The sequence below is a fragment of the Nodosilinea sp. LEGE 07088 genome, assembly GCF_015207395.1.
Lineage (GTDB): Bacteria > Cyanobacteriota > Cyanobacteriia > Phormidesmidales > Phormidesmidaceae > Nodosilinea.
Genome location: NZ_JADEWX010000030.1, coordinates 33,555 through 49,971, shown reverse-complemented (window position 1 = coordinate 49,971; position 16,417 = coordinate 33,555). Strand labels below are relative to the sequence as shown.

Annotated in this window: 15 protein-coding genes; 7 read left to right on the top strand and 8 right to left on the bottom strand. The window is 56.3% G+C overall.

Annotated features, from left to right (window positions below; genetic code table 11):
• Positions 1–947 precede the first annotated feature (947 nt).
• The gene (locus tag IQ254_RS09930) at positions 948–1,649 is read left to right on the top strand and encodes a hypothetical protein (RefSeq protein WP_193966016.1); all 702 of its coding nucleotides are present in this window, start codon (positions 948–950) and stop codon (positions 1,647–1,649) included.
• 46 nt (positions 1,650–1,695) lie between these two features.
• Here the strand turns inward: IQ254_RS09930 and ftsY are convergent, their stop codons facing one another.
• The 4 genes from ftsY to mgtE form a co-directional block, all read right to left on the bottom strand.
• Positions 1,696–3,273 (bottom strand): signal recognition particle-docking protein FtsY, encoded by a 1,578-nt coding sequence (ftsY, locus tag IQ254_RS09925; RefSeq protein ID WP_193966015.1) that lies wholly within the window; start codon positions 3,271–3,273, stop codon positions 1,696–1,698.
• 102 nt (positions 3,274–3,375) lie between these two features.
• Positions 3,376–4,035 (bottom strand): transcription antitermination factor NusB, encoded by a 660-nt coding sequence (gene nusB, locus IQ254_RS09920; protein WP_193966014.1) that lies wholly within the window; start codon positions 4,033–4,035, stop codon positions 3,376–3,378.
• A 109-nt stretch (positions 4,036–4,144) separates the two neighbouring features.
• Positions 4,145–4,930: a DUF502 domain-containing protein gene (locus IQ254_RS09915; protein ID WP_193966013.1), complete on the bottom strand. Its 786-nt coding sequence runs from the start codon at positions 4,928–4,930 to the stop codon at positions 4,145–4,147.
• A 394-nt stretch (positions 4,931–5,324) separates the two neighbouring features.
• Positions 5,325–6,722, bottom strand: a complete 1,398-nt coding sequence (gene mgtE / locus IQ254_RS09910; protein WP_193966012.1) for a magnesium transporter — start codon at positions 6,720–6,722, stop codon at positions 5,325–5,327.
• A gap of 239 nt (positions 6,723–6,961) precedes the next feature.
• On the opposite strand from mgtE, the gene IQ254_RS09905 reads away from it, so the two are divergent.
• Together IQ254_RS09905 and IQ254_RS09900 are read left to right on the top strand one after the other, a co-directional pair.
• Positions 6,962–8,311: a serine/threonine-protein kinase gene (locus IQ254_RS09905; RefSeq protein WP_193966011.1), complete on the top strand. Its 1,350-nt coding sequence runs from the start codon at positions 6,962–6,964 to the stop codon at positions 8,309–8,311.
• Positions 8,312–8,326: 15 nt separating this feature from the next.
• Complete coding sequence (locus tag IQ254_RS09900) at positions 8,327–8,518, top strand: hypothetical protein (RefSeq protein ID WP_193966019.1); 192 nt, start codon at positions 8,327–8,329, stop codon at positions 8,516–8,518.
• 30 nt (positions 8,519–8,548) lie between these two features.
• Here IQ254_RS09900 and IQ254_RS09895 read toward each other — a convergent pair whose 3' ends face one another.
• Positions 8,549–8,710: a hypothetical protein gene (locus IQ254_RS09895; protein WP_193966010.1), complete on the bottom strand. Its 162-nt coding sequence runs from the start codon at positions 8,708–8,710 to the stop codon at positions 8,549–8,551.
• A 7-nt stretch (positions 8,711–8,717) separates the two neighbouring features.
• Positions 8,718–9,035 carry a Mo-dependent nitrogenase C-terminal domain-containing protein gene (locus tag IQ254_RS09890; protein ID WP_193966009.1) on the bottom strand — a complete coding sequence of 106 codons (318 nt, stop codon included), beginning with the start codon at positions 9,033–9,035 and terminating at the stop codon, positions 8,718–8,720.
• A gap of 489 nt (positions 9,036–9,524) precedes the next feature.
• Between IQ254_RS09890 and IQ254_RS09885 the strand changes: the two genes are divergently transcribed.
• From IQ254_RS09885 to tatC, 3 genes are all read left to right on the top strand, one after another.
• The gene (locus tag IQ254_RS09885; protein ID WP_193966018.1) at positions 9,525–9,794 is read left to right on the top strand and encodes a YciI family protein; all 270 of its coding nucleotides are present in this window, start codon (positions 9,525–9,527) and stop codon (positions 9,792–9,794) included.
• Positions 9,795–9,862: 68 nt separating this feature from the next.
• Positions 9,863–10,741 carry a helix-turn-helix domain-containing protein gene (locus IQ254_RS09880; protein WP_193966008.1) on the top strand — a complete coding sequence of 293 codons (879 nt, stop codon included), beginning with the start codon at positions 9,863–9,865 and terminating at the stop codon, positions 10,739–10,741.
• A gap of 82 nt (positions 10,742–10,823) precedes the next feature.
• Positions 10,824–11,618, top strand: coding sequence for a twin-arginine translocase subunit TatC (gene tatC, locus IQ254_RS09875; protein ID WP_193966007.1), 795 nt, complete (start codon positions 10,824–10,826; stop codon positions 11,616–11,618).
• An 80-nt stretch (positions 11,619–11,698) separates the two neighbouring features.
• On the opposite strand, the gene IQ254_RS09870 is transcribed toward tatC, so the two are convergent.
• Positions 11,699–14,617: a hypothetical protein gene (locus IQ254_RS09870; RefSeq protein ID WP_193966006.1), complete on the bottom strand. Its 2,919-nt coding sequence runs from the start codon at positions 14,615–14,617 to the stop codon at positions 11,699–11,701.
• A gap of 405 nt (positions 14,618–15,022) precedes the next feature.
• Between IQ254_RS09870 and IQ254_RS09865 the strand changes: the two genes are divergently transcribed.
• Positions 15,023–15,235, top strand: a complete 213-nt coding sequence (locus IQ254_RS09865; RefSeq protein ID WP_193966005.1) for a hypothetical protein — start codon at positions 15,023–15,025, stop codon at positions 15,233–15,235.
• Positions 15,236–15,269: 34 nt separating this feature from the next.
• Here the strand turns inward: IQ254_RS09865 and IQ254_RS09860 are convergent, their stop codons facing one another.
• On the bottom strand, positions 15,270–15,974 hold the full coding sequence (locus IQ254_RS09860; RefSeq protein ID WP_193966004.1) for a tetratricopeptide repeat protein: 705 nt from the start codon (positions 15,972–15,974) through the stop codon (positions 15,270–15,272).
• Positions 15,975–16,417: the final 443 nt, after the last annotated feature.

Sequence of the window (16,417 nt, the reverse complement as noted above, 5' to 3'; positions counted from 1 at the left end):
ATATGCGCTCGGTCACGCGTCCGATAGGGAACTGTCTGAGCCTCCCGAAGTTCACTTAACGTGCGGTCTTCTTCCTCGGTCAAAATGATGCGTAATGGGGCGGGCATTTGAGGGCACTCTGGCTACCCTGCTATCTTACATTTAATCTCAACTGCCTACTTATCCTGGTTAGCACTGCAATATCATGAGCCGTGTCGTCGTAGGACTCGTTGGCACTCACCAACAAACAACACTTCTCTAACTGCGGACTCCACTGAGGAGGCATCCATGGCAGTGAAGTTCCTAGGTTGAACTGCTCAAAGCTTAACGTTCATGCGCCTGGTCAAGATTAGGTATTATTGCTCATTGCATAACTGGGATGCACCCCTATCAACGTCCGGGTTACTCTACGTCGTGAATTCGTGCTTTTGCAAGGTTCCTTGTAAGCAGATATGTCCATAGGCGGAAAGATGTTTTGAAATTTTGTTAGCAGAGAGATTTAAAGGTTATGTGTATCCATATTTGGCTGTAAAAGCAAAAATTTTTTGCATGGTTTAGCAGTAGTATATGGGCTTATAAAATGGTTTTGCCTCTGATGCAGACACTAATCTGACTGACGAAATAGCCACTTTTCTTGGCAAATTCTATGTCTAAAAGTAGTTCAATATCAGCATTCGGAAGCCGTCTTTAGAGTTCACCTATCGAGGTTGGGCGATCGCCCTTCTGCTAGATACACCCAAACAAACGAGTTAACCGAGTAGTGGAAGGGCGAGAATTTTGACATAACTATTACGGTATGCATATGCCCAGAGAAATGATCTGGCAGATCAGTTTTGGCTAGCGCAAAGTCAGGCTCATCTTAAGAGTTGCTTAAAATATGAGTCTTCAGATGGCTTTGCCGGTTAATTAAAGTCAAATGTGGTCGTTGCGGTTCCCTCAAAAATCCTTGGTTTACTGATCTGCTAATTATGACAATTATTTCAAAGTCTTTTAGAAAAGCGCTTTCACTGCTGGGTATAGCCGCGCTGGCTGCTATCAATGCGCCACCAGCTGCGGCTCAGGGTCGATCTGTCTCCTACTGTTTTGTCGTTCAAGACACCCTGAGCGTGTTTTCTAGCCCGTCATCCACAGCCGCAACGCCGGATAGATTTCTTCGGGGTGACATTGCCTACGCTATAGCTAATCCGCCTACGGTGCGCTTCGATGGCAACCGGGCCTTTGTTGAGGTCGCAATCTACGGCGGTAATCGGGGGTGGTTGCCTCGCCTATCGACCATCGACGGCGTACCGCTCATTGTCGATTTGACTACCGATCAGTGCCGCAACCCACCCTTCAACGCCGCCGGGGGTGGCGGCGGCATTGTCGGCGGTGACAATGGTGGTAGCCTACCCTACTGCTATCGGGTGCAGATGGCTACATCGGTGTTTTCTAGCCCCAATGTGGGGGCCGCTACGGGCGATCGCTTCCTAGTAGGTGATATTGCCTACGCCACGACCAACCCTCCTACCGCTGTGGTTCAAGGCGGGCGATCGTTTATCGAAGTAGCTATCTACGGCGGCAATAGAGCTTGGGTGCCCCAGCGCTCGGCCAACGGTAATCAAGCCATTTTGATGGATTTATCAACCGCTCAATGCAACAATCCCCCGGCCCAAGCGGCGGGCAGGCGATAGGAACCCCCAATCCTGGTTATCGACAGTTGTGGGGTGTTGCTCCCAGTTAACCGCTGAGTAGAGCTTCCACAAACTCGTAGCTAGAGAAGGGGCGCAGGTCTTCGATGCCCTCTCCGGCCCCGATAAAGCGAATTGGTAGACCCAACTGCTCGACGACCGCCAGGGCCACCCCGCCTTTAGCGGTACCGTCTAGCTTCGTGAGCACCACACCGCTGAGGTTGGCGGCTTCGGCAAAGACTTCGGCCTGGCGCAGACCGTTTTGACCCAGGGTGGCATCGAGCACGAGTAATGCCTCAATCTGGGCATCGGGCGCTTTCTTATCGACGATGCGGCGAATCTTGGCCAGCTCGTCCATCAAATTCTTTTTGTTTTGCAGTCGCCCGGCGGTATCGACCAGCAATAGCTCGGTATGGCGCGACTGGGCGGCAGCGATCGCATCGTAGACCACCGCCGCCGGGTCAGTGTTTTGCCCCGGGTTGGCGATCACCTCCACCTCGCTGCGAGCGCCCCAGGTTTTGACCTGTTCCACAGCGGCAGCCCGAAAGGTATCGGCGGCGGCAATCAGCGTGTTGTAGCCCGACTTTTTAGCAATATGGGCCAGCTTGCCAATGGTGGTGGTTTTACCGGCACCATTGACCCCAGTCATCAACCAGATATTAAAGCTGCCTTTCTCAGGGGTAAAGGTGAGGTTGTGGGCATCGCCCAGGGGGGCATCGAGCATATCCCGCAGAATAGATTTGAGGTAGGCGATCGCCTGGTCTGGGGGCAGCGCTTCTTCGCGCAGGCGCTTCTGCAACGCCTCAATCACTTTGTCGGTGGCGGCCACGCCCACATCGGCCTGCAACAGCAGGGCCTCAATCTCCATCACCGCATCATCGTTAAGCGGCCCCTGGCCGACAATGGCCTTGAGTTGGTTGACCAGGCTAAGGCGGGTTTTGTTCAGCCCCTGGCGCAGTTTGTTGAGCCAGGTGATCTCTTCGACGGAGATATCGTCGGGCCGTCGCCCCTGGGCAGCCAGCACCTCTGCCGACCAAAGAAAGGCTTCGTCGAGATCGATATCCAGTAGCAAGGGCTCGGGGGCGGCGACGACGGCGGCAACGGGCTCGGGGTCGGCAATGGCGGTGGCTTCCAGCTGGGCCAAGCGCTGCTGGCGTTCTTCCTCCGCCTGGGCCCAGAAAGGGCGCGGGGCGACGGGTTCTGGCTCAGGCTCGGGGGCGATCTCCTCAGCCTCAGGGATAGAGGCGGCCCCAGCATCTAGGGTTGCCGGAGGCTCAGCGATCGCCTCTGGGGCGATGGGCTCGGGCTCGGCAGTGGCAGGCTCCTCAGCCAAATCAACTGGGACAAAAGCCTCCGACTCTTCCTTTACGGTTTCAGGCTCTGGAGTTTCAGGCTCTGGGGTTTCAGGCTTTGGGGTTTCAGGCTCTGGCTCAGATTCAGCCTGCTGCTTTTGAATATTTTGATAGGCAGCTTTGGCCCACTTTAGATAGTCTTCTGAGGAGAGCGGCGGCGGCGCGGTACCAGAGTCTTTTTCGGTCTCGGCAGCGTTAGCGTCAGCCTCGCTAGCCTTAGCATCGGCGCTGTCAGACTTGTCGAAACTGCGCTGAAACCAGTTGAACCCAGACATATCGAAGCTACCTTGCGGACGGTGTGACTGTTCTTAATAGTAAGGCTTTATCCCCGTGCGAGAGGAGCCGGAGTGATTGCACTAAGCCCCTCAACTACCGGGCTAAGCTACCGGACTGTCTACGGTCGCTTCATTGCCCTCAACCTGGCTCCCATCACTGCGGCTGACCACCCGGCGCAGGACACCGTTAATAAAGCGAAAGCCATCGTCGTCACTGTAGCGTTTGGCCAACTCAACCGCCTCATTGATGGCGACCCGATCGGGGGTACCCAGGTAGTTGATCTCAACCACGGCCAGGCGCAAAATGTCGCGATCAATCCGGGCCAGGCGCTTGAGGTTCCAGGCGACCATGGCGTCATCGAGCACCGCATCGACATCATGCTGGTATTTGGCGGTGTTGCTCAGCAGCTCTAGGGCAAAGGCTTCGATCTCAGACTGGTTGCTGAGGCGAATAAACTCGGGCAGCTCCACGGCATGGGCCAGGCGGTTGATGGCGGTCTGAGTGAGGGCGATCGCATCTTCGACCATGGCTCGGCCCTTTTCGACATCGCTGGCGCGGGTGCCGCTGTCGACCAGGTGTTGGCTGCCCCGCTTGAGCTCATCAGAGGCGGTTTCTAGGGCGTCTTTGGCCTCAGCGGTGAGGGCTTGAACCGCCGACAGCAGTAGCTTCTTGAAATCTTGAGTAATCAGTTTACCCGGCTTCTCGGAAAGCTGGCTGAGGCCCAACAGGGCCAACTCGCGGGCCATACGGCGGGCTTGCATAGTCAATGTCTCCCAGAAGCGGCGGTGCTTGGTTCTGCCCAGGCCCCAATCGGGCAGGTTGCGCCTCGCGACACATCGCCTTACCCCAGGGCCAGAACCAGGCTATATCTTAGCAATCTTCGTCTAAGGGTAAGACAGAAAGTTGCTCGGGGGCGTCGAGGCGTTCAGGGGGGATTTCAGCCGTCAATCCTGCCCCACTCTGGCCCAGGGAAATCGACAACTGGCTCTCTCCTGTTACCACTTCAAGCCGCTCGGCAGGCACAGCCGAGGCCAGATTGGGGCCAACAATACCGCCAGACAGCAGCACCTTAAAGGCCTCTTCAATGGAGATCGACAGGTTCACTACGTCGGTTTCGGGCACAATGGCATACCAGCCGCTGGTGGGGTTGGGAGTCGTGGGCACAAACACGCTGAGCATTTTAGGAGCGCTCGATACGGCGGCCGCTGTCATAGCGCCGGTCACAAAGGCGATCGCCCAAACACCCTTGCGGGGATATTCCACCAGAACCACCCGGCGAAAGCGAGTACTAGAGTCTTGAAAGACGGTTTGCAGTAGCTGTTGCAGGGTCTTGTAAACCGACCCGGCCAACGGAATCGATTGCACTACTTTTTCGCCTACATCCAGCAGCCAGCGCCCGGCAATGTTGCGAGCCATCAGGCCAATGATGAGAATTGCCAGCAGTGGCACCGAGAGCCCAATCACCAGGTTGATGAAGTTCACCAGCACGGGGTTGAGGCCATCAAAGGGTGCCAGCTGCTTGGGGAAACGGGTCAGCAGCCGCACCACCCAGGCTGAAATCGTAATGGTCAGCCAAATGGTGGTGGCCAGGGGAATAATCACCAGCAGCCCGGCGATTAGATCGTTTTTAAGGTCTTGCTTGATCTTTTGCAGCACAGGGATCTCGTGGGGGTCTTGACCTGACAGAGATTGGGTGTTGAGGATAGGCGAACCGTTTAAGTCTATGGGTCCCGAAAGGCTGTCTAGGGAGAGGTTAGGCTACGAAGGTGGAACGGCAAACAGATATATAAAGAGCTTAGGTATGTATGACGCTGTGTAAGGGGTCGCCAAGTTGGGTTGAGTTTATTTGAGTATGAACAAACAAGCAACCTAAATCGACACAGACTTACAAATTATTGTAAACATTTGTATCCAGAAGTGGGCAAGAATACCTTTCACAACCCGAAATTTAGGCCGGAATCTAGCTTCCACCCTTTTTATCTTAAATCAAATTAGGTAGCGTAGCTCACATAAGGCGCGGGGCAACCGTTACGCGTCGGGCGCAGGGCTCTCAGGCTAGACCTAGCATATGGCGGGCCAAGGTGAGATAGAGTAGCACCCCGAGCACGTCCACAATGGTGGTAATGAAGGGGGCCGACATTAGGGCCGGGTCAAAGCCGAGGTGCTCAAACAAAATGGGCAGGGTGCCCCCGGCGGTAGAGGCCAAAATAGAGATGGCCACCAGGCTAATGCCTACGGTCAGGGCTACGGGCAGACTGCCCTGGAGCAGGTAGGCCCACCCGGTGACCACCACGCCGAGCATGAGCCCCAGAACCGTGCCAGCGATCGCCTCCCGCCGAATCACTGACAGGGCCTGCTTAGAGCTAATTTCTTGGGTGTTGAGGCCGCGAATCACCACCGTAGACGACTGCGCCCCCACGTTGCCGCCGCTGCCAATCAGCAGCGGAATAAAGGCGGCCAGGGTGACCACCTGCTGCAAGATATCCTGCTGGCTGCGAATCACGGCGGTGGTAACGGTGTTGGTCACCAGCAAAATCGAGAGCCACACCACCCGCTTGCGGGCCACATCGAATAGGTTGGAATGAAAATAGCTATCGCCACCGCTCTGCACACCGCCGAGGGTATAGATGTCTTCGGTAGTTTCGGCCTCGATGACGTCAATCAGGTCATCGACGGTGATAATGCCGACCAGGCGCTCTTCGGTGTCGACCACGGGCACGGCTAGAAAGTCGTAGCGCTGCACTAGGCGGGCGACTTCTTCTTGATCGGTGTCGGTGCGCACAGAGATCACGTCGCGGGTCATCAAGTCGCCGATGGTTTGCTCGGGCTGGCCCAGCACCAGGTGCCGCAGCGAGAGAATGCCGGTCATGCGGCGGGCGGCATCGGTGACAAACAGGTAGTAGATGGTTTCGCTGAGAAAGGCACGGCTGCGAATGTAGTCGAGGGCACGCAGCACAGTCCACCCTTCCTTGAGGGCGATGTACTCGGGGGTCATGATCCGCCCGGCGGTACCGGCTTCATAGCCCAGCAGCAGGGCGGTGGCCTCGCGCTCCTGGGGGCTGAGCTGCGACAGTAGGTTGCGCACAATTTTGGCGGGCAGTTCGTCAAACAGCCGAGCCCGATCGTCGGGCGACATTTTATCGACGATGTCGAGCACGTCCTGGCGCTTGAAGTCTTCGATCAGGGCCTGCTGCACGCTGGTGTCGAGGTTTTCGTAGACCTCAATCGCCTCGCCCTTGCCCAATAGCCGAAAAGCGATCGCCTGCATGGCCTCGGGCAGGCCCTCAATAGCCTCGGCAATATCCGCAGGCTGCACCGGCACCAGCAGCGCCTTGGCCCCTGGCAAATTGCCCTGCTCTAGTAGTACCTGGAGCTGCGATCGCACCAGCTCTTGCAACTCTCTGCGGTCTACGGTGAGGGTAGTCGGTGTATTCTGCGACTCGCTCAACGCTTACGTCTCGGCTATACAACTGCCATTAGTCTAGTGGCCCCTGGGCCCAGAGAGATGATAAATCATGGCCAAATTGCTGGGATTATTCTTTGAACTGCGGTAAAAGACTGGGCTAGCGCCGCCACCGCTCCGGGTTGGGCTTAGCTAGGGCACCGACTGGGGTCACCCTATCCGGCAACTAATGGGCAACGGCATAATGGATACAGAGTTCTTTGTCGGACGTAGATCACCCCACTATGGAACTGTCAAGGGCTACCAACGACATTATTGACGGCCGCTACCGCGTTTTGCGGTGTCTGGGTCAGGGCAGTAGCGGTACCACCTATGCCGCCGAGGTGCTCGATACAGGCCATGCGATCGCCCTCAAAGAGCTCTCGCTGCGCGGCCTGCAAGACTGGAAAAAAATTGAGCTATTCGAGCGCGAGGCTGGCATCCTCAAAACCCTCAATCACCCGGCTATTCCCCGATACATCGACGCGTTTCAAGTCGATACCGCCGACAATCGCTGGTTTTATCTGGCCCAAGACCTGGCTGAGGGCACCTCCCTGGCCGACTGGGTGGAGGCCGGAGGTCGGGTCAATGAAGCCGAAGCCCGCCGCATTGCCGCCGCCGTGCTGGATGTACTGAGCTATCTTCACGGCCTCAATCCGCCCGTCATTCACCGCGACCTCAAGCCCCAAAATATCATCCGTCGCGACGATGGCCAGATTTATCTGGTTGACTTTGGTGCGGTGCAGACGGTCTACCGCGACGACCAGGGCAGCACGGTGGTGGGCACCTACGGCTACATGGCCCCCGAACAATTTCGCGGCCAGGCCGTACCTGCAACCGATCTCTACGGTCTGGGGGCTACCCTGTTGTTTGTACTCACCCATCAGTCACCCGCCGACTTGCCCCAAGCGCGACTGCGCCTTAACTTTCGCCCTTATCTCTCGGTTTCGGCAGCCTTTGCCGACTGGCTGGATCAACTACTCGACCCCCTGGTGGAAGACCGCTTTGCGTCGGCCCAGGTCGCCCTCGCTGCCCTCACCCAACCCGCCCCCTTGGTGCCGATGGCCTCGCTCCGCCCGCGCCCACCTGCCGGAACTCGGGTGCGGGTTCAGACCTCACCCACGGAGCTGAGGATCGCGATCCCCCCTGTTGGCCTGCGCGGAGAGACCATTGGCCTTGCTCTATTCGGCCTGTTCTGGAATGGCTTTGTGTTGTTTTGGACCTTTGGTGTCGTATCGGGAGGCGCGTGGTGGTTTGGGCTGTTTGCCATTCCTTTTTGGGTGGCGGGCTTTGGCATGATTGGCGGCATCATCAACAATCTGCTGGCCCACGTTACCTTGCGCATCGATCGCCACCACTTTTCCCTCTCCCGCCGCCTGCTGAGGTGGACCCGGCAGCAGGCGGGCAATACCGCCGATTTAGCCAAGGTTGAACTGCAAACGGCCTACACCCAAAACGATCGCCCCGTGCAAACCATTACCCTGCTGGAGGGAATCAACCAGCACAAGTTTGGCACCCCCCTAACGGCGATCGAAAAAGCCTGGCTGGTGGAGGAAATCAGCTGGTTTCTTGGCCAAAACGGGGGCGATCGCTAGTCATGTCCGAGGCCGATGCCCTTGTTTCTAGCCTATGCCCCACGGTTTTTGTTGACCGATGCACTGCATTGGGACAGTGCCCGTAGTTTTGCCACTTGGAGTTATCGCTGGCCGATTGAGACCTTTCATGAGTTTGCCAAGCAAGTCGTCGGTTTTGAGCTGGCTCAGCTACGCCAGGAGGAAGCGGTTAAACGTCACTTCTGTTGACGCGGCACCGCCAGCAGAGCAAGGTGAACCCTAGCGGCTGCGATCGCTGAGGTGATTGCCGAACAAAAACACATGGCTATGGCTACGGCTAGGGTCATTCTGGGTACCTGCACCGGAACCATTGCCTGCACCAGAACCATGATCAGTCCTGGATGAGATGGCGATCGCGGCCAAGCGATCTGGTTTCTGCACCAGCATCCTAAATGTAGGCCGAAATATCTTCGCCACACTCGTCGGCCAGGTAGCACAGGGCCCGAAACCGCAACTCGACCAGCTCATTATAAAGAGGGTTGAGCTTGCACAGGGGTGGAATATGAGCAATAGATCGGCCACACACAACGATATTGCGCTCAAAGGGGCACTGGGCGGGGATCAACTCAGCCACCTTGTGGGCCCGGCGGGGGGTCTCAACCCTCAGGTGACTGATCCACCGACGCAGTGGCCGAAATAGGTCTAAGTTGAGGGTGTGACCTGTAGCGCGAAGACCCTGACTGATCGTAGACATAAAGCGTTTCATGGTTAAACCTCTCGCAAGTCCAATCGTTAAGACTGTCTGAGAAAGCATTGGGCACTGAGTGGACTTGACGTAAAATCTCAATGCCTGATCGCAGGAACATAGATACAGCAACAGACCCTTGTAAAGCCCTCTGCTTAAGTTAAAGAATTCCCTGGAGCATCAGGTAAAGCATCAGCGAAGCCAAACCCATCTCGACTAAAGCTCCGATGAAGTATTACTTCACTAAGACGTGGATAGATTCCGGAAAACCTTGCTGATATTAGACTCCAGCATCTATCAAGACTTGGGTTCACCGCTTAATGCCGAGTAATTTCACTCAAACAATTCAGATTTCAGTGTGGCAAAAAACAGTAGGGGCTTGCGTAAAAACCGTGACACTTTTACAGGTGGGCCTCAGCCGCTCCTGATTGATCTGAGAAGACATCTTTCCGTATAGAAGATTACTCAATCTGATACCATCATCGATGTTCTTTTGAGAGGCTTATAATGATGACCAAGTATGTGATGTGGGGCACCTACTGCGAAAATGTACTAGAAAAGCGGGCTCCATTTCGCGCAGATCACTTACAGGGGTTGCAGCAGCAGAAAGACAACGGGGTGCTGGTGGCCCTTGGCCCGACCACCGACAATACCAAGGTATTTGGAATCTATGAGGCCAATAGCGAAGCAGACGTGCGGCAGCTGATTGAGGGTGACCCCTACTGGCAAAATGGCATCTGGACTGATTATGCTGTGTACGCATGGAACCAGGTGTTTTAGCTGGGATGGCCATTTCCCCTTAAGATAATTTGGTTCAGATAATCTATGGCGTGGTTCAAAGGGGTGCCGTGGCTAAGTTAGCGCCTACTCAGATCGATCAGCTCCAGAACATTGGGGCGTATCTAGCGCAGGTGCGTCAAGATCAGGGCCTATCTATAGAGATGTTGGCCAATCAGATTTTTATTCGTCCTGCACTCCTCCGTGCTCTGGAATCGGGCAGTGATGGAGAGTTGCCGGAGCCAGTGTTTATTCAAGGGTTTATTCGCCGTTATGCCGAAGCTTTGGGGTTAGATGGTCAGGCGATCGCCCAAGAATTTAAGGTCATTCCGGTGGCTGTGCTGCCCACCGCAGAATCGCTAGCTCAGGCCGATACCAACGGTGTTGTTGAGCCCGAGACGCGCCACAGCATCAAGGTGCTGCAGCAAGAGTCTCCTAAACGGGCGTGGCTATCTCTGCCGCTGTTGCTCAGCCTGGGCGGGCTGTTATTGGTGCTGGGTTTGGGCATCTGGGGGTGGTTGGGTCGTAGTCGTGAGCCATCCCAGACAGATAGCAACAGCTCGGTGGCAGAGACAGTGCCAGACGACAGCAATGCCCCTAGCGATGCCCCTAGCGATGCTCCTGAAACAGCGCTAGACCCCCTAGAAGAAACAGGGGATTTGGCGACTGAGGCCGTACTAGAAGCGCCAGTGGTCGTCAGCGCTAGTCTCAGCGATCGCGCCTGGTTGAGCGTAGTCGCCGATGGCGAGAACGTCTACGAGGGCGTCGCTGAAAGCGGCTTTGAAGAAACCTGGACGGCCCAAACCAGCCTGGAATTTACTACGGGGAATGCGGGCGGGGTCGAGCTGTCGGTCAATGGCGATCGCGCCGTAACCGTTGGTGACAATGGGGATGTGCGCACTCTGACCTTTACCCCTGACTCGGATGTAGAGAGCATTCAATCCCCCTAATCTCAGACCTATAATCTGTTGGGCCTACAAAACCATGGGTTTACAATAGAAACGAATTCTCCACCGCCCCTTTGACCAGCCTATGACACCGCCCACCGAGCTTGAGACCGCCACCGCCGAGACGGCCAGCGCCAACGGTGCCACAGCCGACCCAGCGGTTGATCTCGACGATGTTCCCTACGATGTCGAGATGTCGCTGTTTGACCATCTAGAAGAACTGCGCCAGCGCATCTTCTATAGCCTAATCGCGGTAATACTGGCGATCGTGGTGTGCTTTTGGCAGGTCAACCCGATCGTTAGCTTGCTAGAGGTGCCCGCCCAGGGGGTAAAATTTTTGCAGCTATCCCCAGGGGAATACTTTTTTGTCTCCTTCAAGGTGGCGGGCTACAGCGGCCTGGTGGCGGCCAGCCCGTTTATCCTTTATCAGATCGTCATGTTTGTGCTGCCAGGGCTGACCCGCCGAGAACGGCGACTGGTTGGGCCGTTGGTGTTGGGGTCGAGCGTGCTGTTTTTTGCGGGGCTACTGTTTGCCTATGTAGCGCTGATTCCAGCCGCGCTCAACTTCTTCATTAGCTACGGTGCCGATGTGGTCGAGCAGCTGTGGTCGATCGATCGCTATTTTGAGTTTGTGCTGCTGTTGTTGTTCAGCACCGGTTTGGCCTTTCAAATTCCCATTCTGCAAATGCTGCTGGGGCTTTTGGGCATCGTTAACTCGGGGCAAATGGTGAAGAGCTGGCGCATCGTGCTGCTGGGGGCGGCGGTGCTGGGGGCGGTGCTGACCCCCTCTACCGACCCGGTCACCCAGAGTCTGCTGGCCGGGGCGGTGCTGTTTTTGTACTTTGGCGGCATTGGCCTGGTCAAGGCGATCGGGCGTTAACCCTACGAGCCTGTCTGGAATGGGGTAAGGGGGTAAAAGTCGCCTTTCCCCCCTGTTATCCTTGCTTGGGTGCGATCGCCCTAGAGGTCAAACTTAAGACCTCCCACCACTGAGGTGCTAGTTTGACCAGAGAATCCGCCCTCCAGGCGGAAGTAAATACCCGGGCCAATGGCGCGACCAGTGCCTACGGTGAGAGGAATGCGATCGCCGGACTCGTCGGTAATGAAGCGATGCGTCACAATCGGCAGACTACCGCCGCTGGCATCGGCAACCAGGGCGATGACTGGCTCACCATTCTCATCCACCAGGGGTTCTGTTTGGTATAAAGCTGTCACATTGCCCGCAGGGTCAACGCCGTAGGCAGGGCGCTGTTCTTCCCCAAAGGGGTTGATCACCGTTTCGACCCGCCAGCCGGTAGCACCACCGTTTCCTGCGCCCAGCACCAGACCCTGGGTAAATAGCTCTGCCCGGAGAGTATTAGCCGCTGGAGTCCAGGGAGTATTGCCAAAGTTGAGCACACCCCCCACCGCCAGTTCACCCAGCAGCGGTGACACATTGGGATAGGTCTCGGTCTGGGTGATGGCCTGACGGTCTACCTCAACTACGCCATCGCTCTCTAAGCCAGGGATAAACTCGATCTCGGTGGCCTCACCGACTAGGGCCTCAATTCCCCGAATTGTTTCAGTGGTCTTTGTTTCGTCACGCAAAATGCGATCGCCTAGAACCCTGGTGACCTGGTCAGGAGCACGATTGAACTGCACATTGCCCAGCACGCCTTCGGAATCAATGGTAAACAAAGCGTTACCCGATCGAGTAATTGTTTCTGTCCCGGGTTGCACCCACTCCTGAAGAGTCCTATCAACCTGGGTCACAGGCGTCTCAAAGAACCGGGTAATGGTTTGGCGACGGAGACCATCGGTCTGGGTGCTCTCAGTGGTGGTAGTAGTAGTGATGACATCTTGCTGATTGCCCAGTCCTAGGGATAGAGAACCACGGGCGTACAGCCCTGCCGCCATAGTCGTGGTGTAAAAGCCCGGTTGTCCGGGCTGTCCTGGAATAGCTGTATCGGCAGTGGTCAGGTAGTTGCCTACGCGAGCGTCGACCCCGGCTGGATCAGTCAGACTAAGGGTTGGCACCAAGCTGCCGTTGGGGGTTTGACGATATAGCCCCCGCAACCCGTTGAATTCATTGGTAATGGCGTTTTGCTGATCCAGAGTGTCTTCTACAGCATAGATTTCTGACGCTTCCTGCAAGAAATTATCGCGGTGGATATCGGCGGCAATCACCTGCCAGTTCCCGTCTACGGTGCGATAGCCTGTGGCATCCAGCGTCAGGGGGTAGGTTTGCCCAAGCTGCAAATCCTGATCGGCCTGCTGGGGCACGAGGGCGTAAATCACGCGGTGAGCTTCCCCTGCCGCCAGCGCGATCGGTTCAGTGGCATAGCCCTGCCTTGTCCATTGGGGCACAAACTCGCTACTGCCGTCGGCTCGTTCAATGACTAATCCCCCAACGTTATGGGTATAGGCTGCATTACCAGGACCTACCCGATCGGGGCTGGGTGGCTCAATGACCACGGCTTCGTCTGGGGGTAACTCAAAAATGCCGTTTACTGAGGTCAGGGCGCGCCCGGTCACAACCTGATCGGGCGTACTGGGCACATAGCCGACTAGGCGCGTGTTGCTCAGCAATCCGGTGGGCTGCACCAGACGAGGGCCATTGGGGTCAGGGTTAGTGATCACCTGGCCAAACATGTCAACCGCCTCACGGTGAGTGGGGTGAAAGAATTGGGTCAGTGATAGGGTACCGCTGAGGCCTGCTTGGTTAACAGCGGCGCCGGGGTTAAACCGCAGGGTTCCGGTCACCAGAGTAGGCGGTACGGCTGGATTGTTGCTGAGGGGAGGCAGTTGGCCAATCAGACTACCGCCATCATTGCCCAGGCGCACCTGGGCCGCCCCGGCGTAGCGATTGTAGATTAGTTGCTCGTCGTTCTCGGTCGTTGCCCCCAGGCTATGGGATAGGGCTGCAGCGCTCAGGCCATTGAGTTCCACTTCACCGTACTCGCGCTGTTCTTCGGTGTGGGTGGCAACGCGGTCAACGGACACCGGAATTTCGATGATCTCTTCCTCCTGGCGTACCAGAGGATCAAGAGGGGTGGTAATGATCTCCTCGATGAAAGTAGTCTCTTCAAACTGTCTGCTGTCGATGTCAGTCAAGACGGCATTGCCTTCGCCATCGGAGAGCCTGAAGTAGTCGCCATCGTTGAAGTCGTTGCGGGCAAAGGAGCCACGGCTCGGCCTGCGGCCCGGCGCAACAAATTCACCGTCAGGCCGATCCTCCACAGCAAACTCACCGGTGTTAGTAAAGTAAATACCCGACTCCCGGGGAAGAACCCGATTAGCAGACTGGTGCATCACCCGCAGCATCACCCGCTCGCCAGCGCTATAAGTAACATTAATTTCGGCTTGGTCTGGCAAGGGCTGACCATTTGGACCAAGCGTCACGTTATCGCCCCGCACATAGGCCACTTGGCGATCAATTTCATTGCCTTCGGAGTCGTAGACAATCACCTCAATCCCTTCTCCGAAGCCATGATTGCCGGGCGAGTACCTGAGGTTGAACTGGGTATTTAACGTAATAGATTTAGTGTCGAGGGTGTAATCAGACGAGACATCGGAGGGGAGTTGATTTCTCAGTTGCTCTCTAACATAGTCTTCGTTGATTTCGAGATTGACTGAGCTGGGGGCCAAACCTGGACGCGTAGGCTGGGAGACGTTCTCAAGCGGTTGATCCAGCAGCCCAGCCGGTAGCTGAATGCCCGTCTCGTTGTGTAACTCGCCCGTCGATAGGTCAAATGCATTGCTCTCAACTCGAACGTTGCCTGCGGCATCGATAATGGGCGTAGCCATAACGCCGACGGGGGCAATCGTGCCGGTAGCCAGCAGGGCCAAAGAAGCCAGGGTATAAACCCGGGTAGTTTTGGTGGGGATAAACTTGAACATAGTAGAACTCCTGGGGGCAAATCGTTGTCTCTGCATAAAGAAACAGTGATTCCACCCAGGTTCACCTAAAAGATTTTGTGTTTTCTTCCGCAGCTCTCCGTGATTTTCGTCACGTCTGGATTCGGGCTTCAGGAAATTTGCTGATGGTGCAGCGGAGTCATACAAATAGAGTGTCTTGGGTCAGCATGCTGGCGATCGCAGGTTGTTAGCCAAATCTGCGCCCTAGCCCCCCGAGCGGCTGCTCTAACCCGCCCTAAGGAGATCCCGACCAGAACAGACCTGAAATGCTAGATTCCATAAAAAGCTGGAGTCATCTCCTACGGATCACTCCAGACCAGCGATAGATTCCTTTTTGCTGAGCTTTCAGGTTACGATCGAGCCGTCGCTATAGCCTGACCAAGTCCTATGTTTTTAGATGAACTGACCCCGTTTGCCCAAGAACTCACGGCCCACCCGGTAGCGTTTTTAGGCGGGCTGGCCTCTGGTCTACTGCGGCTGAGTCTGGGGGATGACCCAGTCAAGAGCTGGCTGAATAACCAGGGAGTAGCGCCCCACAGTAGCGCTGCCAGCCAGGCCAGCTCCCGTAACGGTGGGCCTCAAAGTATTTCTATTGACTAGATAAATCCAACACAGCTCTGCTGTTGCCAGCGATCTAGGCGCAGCTTTGCGAGGGCACTAGCTCTGCCATATAGCGCTTGACTCGCCGCACCAGGGCCTGAATTTGAGAGCTGGGTGCCAGTGTCGCGGCGACGGCCAAGGTTCGGCGGTAGTCGGCCATGGCGCAGTTCCAGTCGCCGCGCAGGTGATAGGTGCGGCCTCGCTCAGCGTAGATAAACTCGGGTAGCTGCTTAAACATCAGCGCCTCATCAAAGCAGTCGAGGGCACTATCAAAGGCTCCGGCCTGACGCAGCGTAGCGCCGAGGTTAATGCGGGCACGGCTGTTGAAGGGATTGAGGTCAACGGCGCGATTGTAGTCATCAATGGCTGCGGCCAGGTTACCGAGGGCCGCGTGGCACATGGCACGATTGTTGTAGGCCTGGTCAAGGGTGGGGTCAAGTGCTACCGCGCGATCGCAGTCAGCCAGAGCCGCCGTGGGGTTGTCCAGCCGCAGATAGACCAGCCCTCGGTTGCTATGGTGCATCGCCCGCTGGGGATGACGCGCAAGCAACTGGCTCAGCAGCCGCAACGCCTGCGGATACTGCTGGTTTTTAACCGCTGCCGCCGCCAACCGACTCAAGGTTTCGTCGGTGGTGGAATAAAGGGTAGAGCGAGAGGCTGCTACGGCCGCTGCCGGGGCCTTGGAACCACTGCCAGAAAGCAGATCAACCTGGGGTCGCTGTCGTTGGTAGATGTGCATGGTCGGATCTCGATAGTGTGCTCATAAACCGGAGTGCCAGTTCAGCTGAGAAGTAAGACCTTGTATCCCTCCCTTCAAGAGTGGGGTCGTTAGTTTTAGCGTCTCATCTCTACTGACGTGACCCGACTATGCCTGTGGCAGTTGTCGAGCTGGCTTCACTCGTTGAAGAGGCGCAGGCGGCCTGCCCCATTGACCAGACCTGCCCTGGGAGGGCAAGCACTGCGGGTGGTCAGCGGTTACCCCTGACTCATGCGCTATGTTCGCACCTAGGTTTAAGGAGCTAAACCGCAAAAAAACGGAGGTTATAGCGGCCTTTTGTGGAGTAAATCGATCGGCAGGGGTCTTTTCTAGGGGAATACACGCACCACCGCCAGAATGCAATGGCGTTTTATCAAGGTTTGGGGAGTACTGGCTAGGGCGTTGATCGTCTCATGTCACTGGGC